We start from the raw sequence: 13,686 nt of genomic DNA on the forward strand, positions 1-13,686 counted from the left end.
ATTAATAACAACAGCAATCGGATTGAGCACCAGCGTCCAAAGCGACTAAAGCAAAGGTGCCAACCTGGCACCCAATCGTTGCGGCAAGTCCTGCTCTACATCCAGCACCGCACGTCGAATCGCTGCACTGAAGGCTTTCTGTCCTGCATTGCCATGGCTTTTTACCACCACACCCTGCAAGCCAAGAAAGCTGGCACCATTGTATTGCTCAGGCATCAACTCGCGACGCAACTGACGCAAAACCGGATAAGCCAGGACACCAATTACGCGCAAGTACCAACGGCGATGAAATAAAGCCTCGATCTTACTACCTATCGTACGCGCCAGTTCTTCGCTGGACTTGAGCAGGATATTGCCAACAAAACCATCACAAACGGCAACATCAGCTTCACCTCGAAATAAACCATCGCCTTCGATGAAGCCTTGGTAGTTCAAATCATCGGCCAGCAGCAATTTGTCGGCAGCCAACCTGACTTGCTGATTACCTTTTATATCTTCGGCTCCCACATTCAGCAGGGCAATTCTAGGTTGCTCGATACCCTGAAGCTGGGCTGCCATGGATCCCATCACTGCAAATTGATAAAGATGCTCTGCCGTGCAATCAACATTCGCACCAAGATCCAGTAACAGAAAAGGCCTGCGGCCGGCTGGAATGGTTGCACACATTGCAGGGCGGTCGACTCCGGGCAGTGTTTTCAGAACATGTCTGGAGATCGCCATCAAAGCTCCGGAATTTCCTGCACTCACACAAGCCTGAGCCTGTCCATCACGCACCATCTCCAACGCCACATGCAACGAAGATCGCGGTTTGCCACGCAAAACCAAGGTAGGACGTTCGTCCATACCAACCACATCCTCAGCTTCGACGATGGCTAATCGCGAATGATCAATCTCTTTTTTATACGCAGAGACATGCTGCTCAAGCACACAAGATTGACCGACCAAAAGAAGTCGCAACGAAGGAAATGCGGAAAGACAATCGAGACTAGCCGGAACGATACAACGGGGACCGAAATCCCCGCCCATCGCATCGACGGCAATGACCGCGGCGGACAAGATTACTCGTCGGAACCCTTGTCGATGACCTTGCGTCCCCGATAGAAACCATCCGGAGATACATGATGGCGCAGGTGTACCTCACCTGTGCTTTTCTCTACAGAAAGGGCATTCGACTCCAGAGCATCATGAGAACGACGCATATCACGAGCGGAACGGGATTTTTTGTTCTGCTGAACAGCCATTGAATCAACTCCTAAACGTTTGGGTCACGCTTTAACTGCGCCAGGACGCTAAAAGGATTGGAACGATCAACTTCGTCCCGATCCATAGCAGATTCGCCGGAACCGGGCGCCTGGCAATCATTGGGGTCGTGGAGTGGAACAATGGGCAGAGCGAGCAATAACTCATCCTCTACCAGAGCCAACAGATCCAGCGGATCCTCTCCCACTTCCAGCACATCATATCCCTTAGGCAGATGCTGGGAGTTTGCACCCTCGTTCACAACCGCATAATCACATTCACTGTGAATAGGCAAACGGACCAACTCCAGGCATCGCTGGCAGACCATGGAAACTTCGACATCGAGTTCACTATGGAATACCACTGTTCGCTGTTCATCACGTTTGAAAACGAACCTGGCGCGCACCATGGCAGATGCAGTGCTTTCGTCGCTCACAAGGGATGCGGACAGCCGCTCAAATTTTGTCAAGCCAAGCTCACCTTCCAAGATGGCAGCCCGATCAGCTAATTTGCGCGGATCAATGTGCGAGGGTATCGGTCCATTCAACATAAGCGCGGCATTCTATTTAGCCACCGAAAGGCTGTCAAAGATAATTCAAGACTATCGCCCTGTTGGTAGATAAAGTCAAAGCAACCCATCACGCTGTTGAATTCGTTAAATGGAAGAACAATGCGTCAACTGCTATTAGCATCCAGCTCTCCCTATCGCCGGGAATTGCTATCCCGCCTGCATCTACCATTCTGTTGGAAAGCTCCGGATATCGACGAATCACCCATCGCCAGTGAGCCAGCCGCAGCCTTGGTTTGCCGCCTTGCCCGGAGCAAGGCCGAGCGCCTTGCCCAAACCTACCATGACCACCTGATTATCGGCTCCGATCAAGTTGCCACACTGAACAACCGGATTCTTGGCAAGCCACATGACTTCGAACAAGCCAGGGAACAGCTTCTCGAAGCGAGCGGAACAAGCGTTCATTTTTTGACTGGCTTAGCCTTGCTAGATAGTAAAAGCGGTCGATTACAATTGGATTGCGTGCAATTTACCGTGCATTTCCGTCGTTTGAGCAACGAGCAGATCGAACGCTACCTGCATGCAGAACAGCCTTATGACTGTGCAGGTAGCTTCAAGGCAGAAGGATTGGGAATCAGTCTTTTTCGAGCGACTGAAGGGGAAGACCCCACCAGCCTGATCGGACTACCCTTGATAAGACTGGTGGAAATGCTGGCACAGGAAGGCCTGGAAATACCTTGACCCAGAGGTGAGGGCTTATCGCCGCAAAGTAGCCAACCTACTTCAAGACTGGCCCCTGCAAGCCGGCAAACATCGCTAGATGCTCTGCGACACTGGTCCCGAGCTTCTGGGCAAAGCGATCAAAAGGAGACTGTTTTATCGTAAAATCGACAATTTCCGGCTCGCCGACAATCTCTCTCGCCACATAGCTGGTACTACCCAAGCCATCAATCAGCCCCAACTCCAGCGCCTGTTCACCGGACCAGACCAACCCAGAAAACAATTCGGGATGAGAAGCCGCCTGCAGGCGCTCACCGCGCCCCTGCTTCACACTCTCAATGAACTGACGGTGAGTAACCGCCAGCACGCTGCGCCAGAATTGGGTTTCCTCGCGTTTCTCCGGTTGGAAGGGATCAAGGAAAGCCTTATGTTCCCCTGCGGTATAGACACGCCGCTCCACACCGACTTTCTGCATTGCGTCGACGAAACCGAAAGTAGCCGCAGTGACCCCGATAGAACCGACCAGACTAGCCTTGTCAGCATAGATTTCATCAGCCGCACTGGCGATATAGTAAGCCCCGGAAGCACCTAAATCGGCGATCACGGCATAAAGCTTGGTATTCGGATATGCGCCACGCAGGCGTCGGATTTCATCATAGATATAGCCTGATTGCACCGGACTGCCACCTGGGCTATTGATACGTAGGATAACGCCCTTGGTATTGGCATTTTCGAAGGCTGTACGCAACGCACCAACTATGTTGTCGGCACTGGCTTCCTCCTGATCGGCGATCATCCCTTTTATTTCAACCACGGCTGTATGGCTCTCGGAAGTCGAAGCCTGATCCAACTTGAGCCCCGGGAAGAAAAGAATCAGCACACCAAACAGGTATGCAAAAGTCAGCAACTTGAAAAAAATCCCCCAGCGTCGTGATCGCCGCTGCTCCTGCACACTGGCTAGCAGGGTCTTTTCCAATAACTTCCAGCTTTTAGCGTCCCCGCCGTCCTCAGGTGCCTTCCATTCATCTGCCATGCATCAAGACCTCAACATTTGCCAGAAGCAAGCCAAATAGCCAATTGCTCGAATCGATCAATCATCAAAGTGAAACGACAAGACTGCAGCCTATCGGAATCCTGGGCGCCATAGCTGACGGCAACCGCATCAATTCCAGCTTGCTCGGCCATCTGCAGATCGAATATTGAATCACCAACCATGATTGCTTTTGCAGGTTCGACGTCACACTGCACAAGGATCTCGTTGAGCATCAAGGGGTCAGGCTTGCTGGCTGTTTCGTCGGCGCAACGAGTGGCGTCGAAAAAATCTGTCCAACCATGCCCTCCCATAACCAGATTCAAGCCACGCCTGGTCTTTCCTGTTGCAACCGCAAGTCGATACCCTTGATCACGCAACAGCTCCAGGGTGGTAGCCACTCCAGGATAGAAAGGAGATGGCGTTTCTTCGAACGCCAGGTAATGCTCGGCGTAAACTCGTAGAAAATGCGCGATCTGGGCTTGCTCGGTCAAGTGCGGATAAAGCACCTTGATTGCCTGCGGCATAGCCAAGCCAATGATACCTTTGACAGCCGACTCATCGCGCTGCGGCAGATTGCAGATTTTGGCAGCCATCCAGACAGACTGAACGATACGGTCTATGGAATCTACCAACGTACCGTCCCAATCGAAAATCAATAAATCGTATTTACGCACCTAATTTCTCCAAGGTCCGGGCCCAAAGCTCCTCAACCGGAGCATCCAAGACCAGCTCGCCGCCCTCCAGCAACGGAACCGTTAGCGAGCAAGCATGCAGAAATAGACGCTTGCCGCCCAGTTCTCGTATAGCCTGGGTAAAATCGTCATCACCATACTTGCCGTCCCCAGCAATAGGATGACCGGCATGCCTGGCGTGCACCCGAATCTGATGAGTACGCCCGGTTACCGGACGCGCCTCAATCAAGGTAGCAAAATTACCGAAACGACGTATGACGCGGAACAGGGTCAACGCATCCTTGCCCTCCGGGTTCACTTCCACTACCCGCTCACCCGAGCGCAAAGTATTCTTGAGCAACGGGGCGCTTACCTGTTTTTTGCTACTTTCCCAGTACCCACGAACAAGCGCCAGGTAACGCTTGTCCACACCATCACCGCGCAAGGCTTCATGCAGATGACGCAACATGCTGCGTTTCTTGGCAATCATAAGAAGCCCGGAGGTATCACGATCCAATCGGTGGACCAGCTCCAATTCGCGGGCTTCCGGGCGCAACTGCCGTAGTGCCTCGATCACCCCGAAACTAAGCCCGCTACCGCCATGCACGGCAATTCCCGCCGGTTTATCCAACACGATCAGCACCTTGTCTTCGTGCAGAATGGCTGACTCGAGCCGTTCGAGCAGCCCTGTGGAAACGAGTACGGGCTCATCACGTTCAGCGAGGCGCAAAGGCGGGACTCGCACGATATCTCCGACCTGCAACCTATACTCAGGTTTGATACGACCTTTATTAACCCGCACTTCACCTTTGCGCAGAATTCGATAGATGAGGGTTTTAGGGACTCCCTTGAGCTGATTACGAAGAAAGTTGTCGATACGCTGGCCAGCAAGCTCCGGCGCGACGACAAGCATCTGTACGCCAAGGCTCTGAGTAGAGGTATTAGTCATTGCGACATCTTAGCAATTTCATGTATTTGAAGCACTCGAAGGTTGCTGATATATTCGGACCGCCGCCAAAAGCGGCTTAGACATGCGTAATATCCGGCAATCGTGCCACCCCTGACCGAACGAGTATTCGCTCGGACAATACGAAAGGCCAGACGAAAACGCTTCTTTCAAGCAAATCGAATAAAGATGAAGCTTAGAAAAAAGCCTTGAAAGACATATTGCAATACTCCGCCGGAGCATTGCAAAACAAGCCAACCGCTTCCAGATTCAGCAAGCGGCACCCGATTTTCCGAGTATGAGTGTAAGGTGGAGATGCACAGTCTTCGGACTGCGTAGCGCAGGCTTTTCAAGACGAGTTATTCCGTCCGCTACCGAAGCTGATTCCTCTTCCTGACAAGTGCTTCTGTCCTATATACAGAAAGCAGGAGACGTAGTCGCGGCCCGGCTCGACCGGATACCGCTGGACACGGTGCAGTCCCATGGACGTCGCCGATACGCACCAGACACCGACCACGAGAGTCGTGCGTGCCAATTGCCTTTTCCGGAAGCCCGGAAACCAGATTGGTACTACATGAAAAGAATGTTAATAAATGCAACTCAACCCGAAGAGTTGCGTGTTGCACTTGTCGACGGCCAACGCCTGTTCGACCTTGATATCGAATCGGGCTCACGCGAGCAGAAGAAGGCCAATATATACAAAGGCCGGATAACCCGTATCGAGCCTAGCCTTGAAGCCGCCTTCGTCGATTTTGGAGCCGAACGCCACGGATTTCTTCCGCTCAAGGAAATTTCCCGCGAATATTTCAAAAAAGCTCCTGAAGGCCGGATAAACATCAAGGAGGTTCTGTCCGAAGGCCAGGAAATCATCGTTCAAGTCGAAAAGGAAGAGCGCGGGAACAAGGGCGCCGCCCTGACTTCTTTTATCAGCCTGGCCGGTCGCTATCTGGTGTTGATGCCAAACAACCCTCGTGCCGGCGGTATCTCGCGCCGTATCGAAGGGGAAGAGCGCAACGAGCTGCGCGAAGCACTCAACGGCCTTGATGTACCGACTGACATGGGCTTGATAGTCCGTACTGCTGGCCTTGGCCGTAGCGGCGAAGAGTTGCAATGGGATCTGGATTACCTGCTACAGCTGTGGAACGCGATCAAGGAAGCCTCGGCCGAGCGCAGTGCTCCTTTCCTGATCTACCAGGAATCTAACGTCATAATCCGCGCCATCCGCGACTATCTACGCCAGGATATCGGCGAAGTACTGATCGACAGCGTTGAAGCTCAGGAAGAAGCCCTTAGCTTCATCCGTCAAGTCATGCCGCAATACGCCAGCAAGATCAGGCTATACGAAGATAGCGTGCCGTTGTTCAACCGCTTCCAGATAGAAAGCCAGATAGAAACCGCCTTCCAACGGGAAGTAAAGCTTCCTTCCGGCGGCTCCATCGTTATCGATCCAACCGAAGCGCTGGTTTCCATCGATATCAACTCTGCTCGCGCAACCAAGGGCGGTGATATTGAGGAAACAGCCTTGCAGACCAATCTCGAGGCAGCCGAGGAAATCGCCCGTCAGCTGCGCTTGCGTGATATCGGTGGCTTGATCGTCATCGATTTCATCGATATGACACCGGTAAAAAACCAACGGGCCGTCGAGGAAAAAGTTCGTGAAGCCCTTGAAGCGGATCGTGCCCGAGTCCAGGTTGGTCGCATTTCCCGTTTCGGCCTGCTGGAAATGTCCCGCCAGCGCCTGCGTCCATCCCTCGGCGAGAGCAGTGGTATCGTCTGTCCACGCTGCCGGGGCCAAGGCATCATCCGCGATGTGGAATCCCTGTCGCTGGCCATCCTGCGCTTGATCGAAGAAGAAGCGCTAAAAGACCGTACAGCGGAAGTGCGAGCCCGTGTTCCTTTCCAGGTAGCCGCCTTCCTGCTGAACGAAAAACGCAATGCCATCACCAAGATCGAACTGCGCACTCGCGTCCGCATCTTCATCCTGCCCGACGATCACTTGGAAACACCGCATTTCGAAGTTCAGCGCCTGCGTGACGACAACCCGGATATCGTGACCGGCCAGCTCAGCTATGAAATGAGTCAAGCCGATGAGGAAGAAGCTCAGCCAATCAGCTCGACACGCACCCTGGTTCGCCAAGAAGCAGCAGTTAAGACCGTTCCGCCGCGCACGGCCGCTCCAGAGGTGGAAACACCCAGGCTCCCGGTAACACTTCCGCAATTTCCCCAGCCCAATTTGTTCAAGGGCCTCGTCAAATCGCTGGTCAGCCTGTTTGCAACCCGACAGGAAGAGACGGAAATCGTCACCAAGCCGCCGCTCTCCGAGCGGACAGCTCGCCCTATCGAGGAACGTCGCGGTGGTCGCCAACAGAGCCGCCGGCGCGACAATCGTGAGCGAGAAGTTAGCCGCAACGAGGAATACAAACCGCGCGAAGATCGTCCGCAGCGCCCGCCGCGCGAGGACAGAAAGCCGCGCGAGCAAAGCGACACAGGAGAGGTGCTGCAACCACGTCGCGAACGCGTTATCCGGGATGAGCGTCCTGCCCGCGAAGAGCGCAGACGCGAGCTTCGTCCAGCACTCGACGATCAAGAACCTCTGAATGTACAGCCCCTTGTACGCGAAGAGGACAGCGAAAAAAGAAGCCGGCCAGTTCGCGAAGAGCGTAGGCCTCGTATCGAAGAAGAACCAATAGCAAAGGAAAGTTTTGACCAGGACGAAATACCTGCAATCGAGGAAAATCAGCATGCCGGCGAAGAAGAGCGCCCTCGTCGTCGTTCGCGTGGCCAGCGTCGCCGGAGCAATCGCCGCGACCGCCAGCGAGACGGTAGCGAAACAGAAGCCGAAGGAGTCAATAGCGAAAGCGATGCAGTAAATGCAGTAGAAGAAACGATGCCTCCGGTAAAATCCGAGCACATTGCTATTGCTGCGTCAGTTGCGGCCCTGGCGGCAAATCCGGATATTTCCGAATCATCCATAGTGGCACAAAGCAACGTCGAGACAGGCTACGACAATACCATTCAGCCGAATGAGCCAGAGGTCCAGGTTGTTACTCCGGCTGCCGAGGTTATTCACCAAATAATCAACGAACCGGAAAACCCGCTGCCGATAGCCGCTTCTGTAGAGCCAGAATCGCGTGATTCCGAGCCTTCTACCTATGTGCCAACTCCTGTAGAACCAACAGTAGAGCAAGCTCCCATTGCCGAACCTGAAGTAGTCGAGACACCGCCGACTCCGGCACCGGTTCGAAATACCGGCCGGGCCGCCAATGATCCTCGGGAAGTGCGCCGTCGCCAGCGCGAACTAGAACGTCAGGCCAAGGAAGAAGCAGAAAGTGCAGCCCGGCAAAAGGAAGCCGAAGCCACCGCCTTGAAAGAAGCCGAAGCTGCAGCCTTGAAAGAGGCCACAGCTAAAGAAGAGGCCGAGCAACAAGCCAAACTGAATGTTCACGTAGAGGAACAGGAGCAGGAGCCTGCAGCACCTGCAGCACCTGCAGCAGAAGAGCCGCTGGCCAGCCCGGAAATCCCGGAAATCGTGATAAGCGAACCGGTAAAAGAGGTAATCGTCGAGCAACCACCTGTGATAACAGAAGCTCCCGCAATCATCGACGATGCCCCGGCTGATCTGGAAATCAGCAAGGAAATCCAGCCAGAAACCGAAGAAAAACCGGAGCAGGCAGAGCCCATTTCTGAAGAGCCGATAGCGTTTCCAGCCGAGCCAGGCAAGCCTGAGACACCCGAAAAAACCGGGCAGTCCAAAACCCGCTCATCTCGGCGCGAGCCCAAGGACAAGGATAAAAACAAGTCTCCAAAGGAATGAGATTAGCTCATTGAAAAAGGGATGCTTCGGCATCCCTTTTTTACACAGAAGACAAACTCCACCTTACCAGGCTGGTTAAGATAGTTTCGCTAAAACAACACCCATCTCTCCGCTTGAAGAGAGCCAACAGTTGAGCATTGGACAAAGAGCTTGCTCGTTCAGGTTTGAATCAAACCAGAATCGGCTCCATCTCCAGATGAATTCCAAAACGCTCAACGATATCAGCCTCGATAAGCTTTGCCAGTCGCAATAACTGGGATCCAGTGGCCTGTCCATGATTGACCAGCACCAAGGCCTGCATCTGGTGTACGCCAGCATCGCCCTCACGGAAACCTTTCCAACCGGCTCGCTCTATCAACCACCCGGCAGCGAGTTTTACCCGCCCATCGACCTGGGGATAAGCCATCAAGCCAGGATGCTCCCGGCTCAGCCGCCCAGCCTCGGCAACAGAAACCACCGGATTCTTGAAAAAACTGCCGGCATTACCAAGCACCTTTGGATCGGGTAGTTTTTCGCTACGGATAGCACAGATAGCCTGACTGACATCCAAAGGCGTCGGCCGCTCGATTCCCTGCATAGCCAACCGCTGGCGCAAGGGCCCATATTCCAGACGAGAGTGGAAAGTACGCTGCAAAGAGAACCGTACGCGCAAAATCAACCAGCGCCCAGGCTCATGCTTGAAACGGCTGTCACGATAGGCAAACTCGCACTCGCCAGGCGTGAAATCGTGCAAGCGACCACTGTTTCGGTCCAGTGCGGTCAATCCAGCACAAACATTGCTGAACTCGACGCCATAGGCACCGATATTCTGCACGGGAGCGGCACCGACAGTACCGGGAATCAGGCTCAGGTTTTCCAGGCCGGCAAGCCCCATCTGAAGGGTCTGCATCACGAAGGGATGCCAGACCTCGCCGGCCTCGGCCTCGATCAACACCTGCTCGCCATCGTCGCTCAAAACCCGGACGCCGCTACTGCATACGTGCAGAACCAATGCCTCGACATCCCGAGTCAACAGCAAGTTGCTGCCGCCGCCCAAAGCCATGACGGGCAGGCCCAAGTGAGAAGCAGCCTGATCGGCCGCGAACACATCCCGATCATCACGCGCTTCAGCAAACCAGCGAGCGCAGGCTTCTACGCCCAAGGTGTTATAGGGACGCAAGCTTATTCTTTCACGCAGCTCAAGGGTCACAAGCGTCTCCTGATTTCATCGAGCAGCGTCAGACTAGCCTGCTCGAGCAAATCAAGCACCAGTTCGAACCCTATCCCGTCACCATAATAAGGGTCAGGGACTTCATCCATATGCAATCCATAGCGACGTAGATAGAGGTCAATCTCGGCACTTCCCTTTCCCGCATCCAACTGCCGGAGATCACCCAGATTGCTTTCATCCATGGCAAGAATCAGATCGAAACGGCGAAAATCGTCGAGAGCAACCTGGCGAGCCCGCAACCTGCTCAAATCGTAACCACGCTCGAGCGCCGCCCGGCAAGCGCGGACATCCGGTGCCTTGCCGATATGCCAAGGCCCCGTACCGGCTGAATCTATCTCGACATGCTGTTGCAACCCGGCATCCAGCACTTTCTGGCGAAATACGCCTTCGGCCGTGGGTGAACGACAGATATTTCCCAGACAGACGAAAAGAATACGCATCATGCTCCCAACAGGCATCTGACCCGCTCGAGGTCTTGCGCAGTATCGACGCCAGGTGCCAGCGCCACCAGGGAGTCGGCCACATGAATACGCTTGCCATGCCAAAGCGCCCGGAGTTGCTCGAGGCATTCGGTCGCTTCCAGCCAGCAAGGCCCCCAGGCAACGAAGTCAGCGAGAAAGCCTGCGCGATAAGCGTAGATTCCGATATGCCTGCGATAAGGAATATTCTCCGGCAAGCTGTCGCGACTCGCAGCAAAGCAATCCCGTGCCCACGGCAGCGGTGCCCGACTGAAAGTAAGTGCCAGGCCATTCATATCGCTGAGCACTTTGACCACATTGGGGTTGAACAAGGCAACGGCATCCGGTAACGGCTCGGCCAGGGTTGCGATCGCCGCCTCAGAATGCTCAGCCAAATTGCGTGCGACCTGGTCGATGACCTGCGGCGGAATCAGTGGCTCGTCGCCTTGTACGTTGACTACGATGGCATCGTCCGCCAAACCAAGGCGCTCGGCTACCTCCGCCAGCCGATCGGTTCCGGATTCGTGATCGCTGCGCGTCATCAAGGTTTCGGCGCCAAAGCTCATACAGGCATCCAGAATGCGCCGATCATCGGTAGCAACCACCACCCGCTCTGCTCCGCTCTCGCAGGCCCGGGCCCAGACGTGTTGAATCATCGGTTTGCCGGCAATATCCAGCAACGGTTTCCCCGGCAACCGACTGGATGCATAACGCGCAGGAATCACAACGGTATAGGCGGCTGGGTTCATTTATCCAGACGCTCATCTACATCGAGAGTACGGGCCTCGGTTTCCAGCATTACCGGTATTCCCGCCCGCACGGGAAAAGCCAGTCCGTCAGCCTTGCAAATGAGTTCGGTCTTGTCACTGGTCAGCTTCAGCGGCCCCTTGCAAAGAGGGCAGGCCAGGATATCGAGCAGTTTGGTGTCCATGGGCAATCCTTGGAATAACCGACCAGGCAGGTAGGTCGGGCAACTAACTATAGGTGAGAGGGTAACAAGCGGGCCAGGCAGCTATCGAGCCGGGCGACAAACGCAAGCGAAGGTGCTGCATCCACTTGCAGGAAATACCAGTTCGGAGCAGCGAATCCCCGGCATTTGACCGCATCCTTTTCAGTCATGACCAACGGGAGTTCAGAGCCAAAATTCAACTGTTCCGGATAGTACGCGGCATGATCGGCGAAGGGATGCGCAATGGGGCGCCAGTGTAACCCTTCAAGCGTAGCGAAGAAACGCTGCGGGTTGCCGATACCGGCAACGGCATGTACTTGCTGTCCCGGAGGAAAATGGTCGAGCGGCAGAGCCGCGCCGGACACCATGGCGACCAGTGCCGAAGGGCGTAAAAGAAAGGCGTAGCCGGCAGCGGAATCGGCAGCCTGACCATTCAGCAGAACCGCATCGACGCTTTGCAGCCGCTCCGCCGGCTCCCGCAAAGGCCCCGCAGGCAGGCAGCGAGCATTGCCCAGGCCACGCGTGGCATCGATTAGCACCAACTCTAGATCCCGCGCCAGGCGGTAATGCTGTAATCCATCATCGCAAAGGATCAGATCGAGCGATTCGGCAGCCAGCAAGGCTTGTACCGCTCTTGGTCGATCAGGATCGATCATCAGCGGAACGCCTGTACGCTCGACGATCAGCAGAGGTTCATCTCCAGCCTGGTCGGCCGCTTGCCCCTCAAGGACGCGCCAGGGCAGCGCTGGTGGGCTGGCACCATAACCGCGACTGACCACACCGACCTTCAGACCGCGATTTCGACAATGTTCGATCAGCCACAGGATCAATGGCGTCTTGCCGGTTCCGCCAAGTGTGATATTGCCCACGACAATGACCGGCACCGGGGCTCGATAGATTTCGCCCTTCCCTGCGAGAAAACGCCGGCGCCTGCCATTCGCAATCCAGCGATACAGACGCTCCAGGGGAAACAGCAGGGCCAGCAAGGGATGTCCTCGATACCAGGCATGCTGCAGACGCTCGGCAAGCGACATCAGGGAGTTGCCTCGGCCTCAGCTTCGGTCGTGGTAATGCGCAGATGGGCAAAGCCCAGTTTACCGGCAGCATCCATCGCCATGACCACTGACTGGTGCGGGGTCTTGCCGTCGGCACTGATCACCAGTGGCAGGCTATTGTCGCCACCGGATTCTTTGCTCAAGGCACCGACAAGCGTATTCAGATCATTGCTGAGCAGCGCATTGCCATTCAGTGAAAAGTTTCCCTGGGCGTCGACCAGAATCTCCAGTTGCCTGGGTTCGGCCTGGTCTGGCGGCGAGCCACTGGCGGCTTCCGGCAGTTCGACCTTCAGTTGAGTTTCCCGGTTAAACGTGGTGCTGACTACGAAAAACAGCAGCAGGATGAATACCACATCGATCAATGAAGCCAGATTGATCTCGACCTGATCCCGAGGTCTGCGCCGGAACTTCACGCCCGCTCCTCGTTCATATCGATTTCCCGCTCGCCCTGGGTCATTTCCACCAGTTTGATGGCCTCCTGCTCCATACCGATCACCAGTTCATCCACTCGCCGCTGCAGATAGCGATGGAAAAACAGGGCCGGAATTGCAACGAACAAACCAGCCGCCGTGGTGATAAGCGCCTTGGAAATACCACTGGCGAGCATGGATGCGTTGGACATGCTTGAACCGACGAACGAGCTGAAAATCTCGATCATGCCCAGGACGGTACCCAGCAATCCCAGCAAGGGAGCCATGGCGGCGATGGTTCCCAGGGCATTGAGGTAGCGTTCGAGGCTATGAATGACCCGTGCCGCGGCTTCCTCGATGCACTCTTTCATGATTTCCCGCCCATGCCTGGCATTACTCAACCCGACGGCGAACAGCTCGCCCAAGGGAGAATCGGCACGCAGCTCCTGCAGAAAAGTACTGGTCAGCTTCTTGTTCTGGATTCTTTTCCAGACTTGCTCCAGCAATTGAGGTGGCGCTACCCGGCTGCTACGCAACACCCACAAACGCTCGGCAATGATAGCCGTGGCTGCGATGGAGCAAAGGATGATCGGCAGCATGATCCAGCCGCCCGCTTTGACCAGTTCCCACACAAGACGAACTCCCCGAGAAAATTGCGCAACTCTAGCATAGA

15 protein-coding genes are annotated in these 13,686 nt (G+C 55.0%); 2 read left to right on the forward strand and 13 right to left on the reverse strand.

The window, feature by feature from the left end; all coding sequences use genetic code 11:
- Positions 1 to 45: 45 nt before the first annotated feature.
- From plsX to FHR87_RS01120, 3 genes are read right to left on the reverse strand one after another with little or no spacing between them, the layout of a single operon-like run.
- The gene (gene plsX, locus FHR87_RS01110) at positions 46 to 1,056 is read right to left on the reverse strand and encodes a phosphate acyltransferase PlsX (protein WP_183164849.1); all 1,011 of its coding nucleotides are present in this window, start codon (positions 1,054 to 1,056) and stop codon (positions 46 to 48) included.
- 2 nt (positions 1,057 to 1,058) lie between these two features.
- Positions 1,059 to 1,241 carry a 50S ribosomal protein L32 gene (rpmF, locus tag FHR87_RS01115; protein WP_183164850.1) on the reverse strand — a complete coding sequence of 61 codons (183 nt, stop codon included), beginning with the start codon at positions 1,239 to 1,241 and terminating at the stop codon, positions 1,059 to 1,061.
- An 11-nt stretch (positions 1,242 to 1,252) separates the two neighbouring features.
- Positions 1,253 to 1,789 carry a YceD family protein gene (locus FHR87_RS01120; RefSeq protein WP_183164851.1) on the reverse strand — a complete coding sequence of 179 codons (537 nt, stop codon included), beginning with the start codon at positions 1,787 to 1,789 and terminating at the stop codon, positions 1,253 to 1,255.
- 120 nt (positions 1,790 to 1,909) lie between these two features.
- Here FHR87_RS01120 and FHR87_RS01125 point away from each other — a divergent pair, with 120 nt between their 5' ends.
- Positions 1,910 to 2,488 (forward strand): Maf family protein, encoded by a 579-nt coding sequence (locus tag FHR87_RS01125; RefSeq protein ID WP_183164852.1) that lies wholly within the window; start codon positions 1,910 to 1,912, stop codon positions 2,486 to 2,488.
- 37 nt (positions 2,489 to 2,525) lie between these two features.
- On the opposite strand, the gene FHR87_RS01130 is transcribed toward FHR87_RS01125, so the two are convergent.
- The 3 genes from FHR87_RS01130 to rluC are packed head-to-tail and all read right to left on the reverse strand — an operon-like array spanning position 2,526 to position 5,120.
- The gene (locus FHR87_RS01130; protein ID WP_183164853.1) at positions 2,526 to 3,500 is read right to left on the reverse strand and encodes a S49 family peptidase; all 975 of its coding nucleotides are present in this window, start codon (positions 3,498 to 3,500) and stop codon (positions 2,526 to 2,528) included.
- An 11-nt stretch (positions 3,501 to 3,511) separates the two neighbouring features.
- The gene (locus tag FHR87_RS01135) at positions 3,512 to 4,174 is read right to left on the reverse strand and encodes an HAD-IA family hydrolase (RefSeq protein WP_183164854.1); all 663 of its coding nucleotides are present in this window, start codon (positions 4,172 to 4,174) and stop codon (positions 3,512 to 3,514) included.
- Positions 4,167 to 5,120 (reverse strand): 23S rRNA pseudouridine(955/2504/2580) synthase RluC, encoded by a 954-nt coding sequence (rluC, locus tag FHR87_RS01140; RefSeq protein WP_183164855.1) that lies wholly within the window; start codon positions 5,118 to 5,120, stop codon positions 4,167 to 4,169. Before rluC ends, FHR87_RS01135 begins: the two co-directional genes overlap by 8 nt.
- Before the next feature lie 571 nt (positions 5,121 to 5,691).
- On the opposite strand from rluC, the gene rne reads away from it, so the two are divergent.
- A complete protein-coding gene (rne, locus tag FHR87_RS01145) occupies positions 5,692 to 8,931 on the forward strand; it encodes a ribonuclease E (RefSeq protein WP_183164856.1) in 3,240 nt (1,079 codons plus the stop codon).
- A 169-nt stretch (positions 8,932 to 9,100) separates the two neighbouring features.
- On the opposite strand, the gene murB is transcribed toward rne, so the two are convergent.
- The 7 genes from murB to FHR87_RS01180 are packed head-to-tail and all read right to left on the reverse strand — an operon-like array spanning position 9,101 to position 13,645.
- On the reverse strand, positions 9,101 to 10,120 hold the full coding sequence (gene murB / locus FHR87_RS01150) for a UDP-N-acetylmuramate dehydrogenase (RefSeq protein ID WP_183164857.1): 1,020 nt from the start codon (positions 10,118 to 10,120) through the stop codon (positions 9,101 to 9,103).
- On the reverse strand, positions 10,117 to 10,581 hold the full coding sequence (locus FHR87_RS01155) for a low molecular weight protein-tyrosine-phosphatase (protein ID WP_183165120.1): 465 nt from the start codon (positions 10,579 to 10,581) through the stop codon (positions 10,117 to 10,119). Before FHR87_RS01155 ends, murB begins: the two co-directional genes overlap by 4 nt.
- Positions 10,581 to 11,348, reverse strand: coding sequence for a 3-deoxy-manno-octulosonate cytidylyltransferase (gene kdsB / locus FHR87_RS01160; protein WP_183164858.1), 768 nt, complete (start codon positions 11,346 to 11,348; stop codon positions 10,581 to 10,583). The genes FHR87_RS01155 and kdsB overlap by 1 nt, the downstream gene beginning before the upstream one ends.
- The gene (locus tag FHR87_RS01165; protein ID WP_183164859.1) at positions 11,345 to 11,530 is read right to left on the reverse strand and encodes a Trm112 family protein; all 186 of its coding nucleotides are present in this window, start codon (positions 11,528 to 11,530) and stop codon (positions 11,345 to 11,347) included. The genes kdsB and FHR87_RS01165 overlap by 4 nt, the downstream gene beginning before the upstream one ends.
- A gap of 47 nt (positions 11,531 to 11,577) precedes the next feature.
- Positions 11,578 to 12,582: a tetraacyldisaccharide 4'-kinase gene (lpxK, locus tag FHR87_RS01170; protein WP_183164860.1), complete on the reverse strand. Its 1,005-nt coding sequence runs from the start codon at positions 12,580 to 12,582 to the stop codon at positions 11,578 to 11,580.
- A complete protein-coding gene (locus FHR87_RS01175) occupies positions 12,582 to 13,016 on the reverse strand; it encodes a biopolymer transporter ExbD (RefSeq protein ID WP_183164861.1) in 435 nt (144 codons plus the stop codon). Before FHR87_RS01175 ends, lpxK begins: the two co-directional genes overlap by 1 nt.
- On the reverse strand, positions 13,013 to 13,645 hold the full coding sequence (locus tag FHR87_RS01180; RefSeq protein WP_183164862.1) for a MotA/TolQ/ExbB proton channel family protein: 633 nt from the start codon (positions 13,643 to 13,645) through the stop codon (positions 13,013 to 13,015). The genes FHR87_RS01175 and FHR87_RS01180 overlap by 4 nt, the downstream gene beginning before the upstream one ends.
- Positions 13,646 to 13,686: the final 41 nt, after the last annotated feature.

The organism is Azomonas macrocytogenes, assembly GCF_014191985.1.
Classification (GTDB): domain Bacteria; phylum Pseudomonadota; class Gammaproteobacteria; order Pseudomonadales; family Pseudomonadaceae; genus Azomonas; species Azomonas macrocytogenes.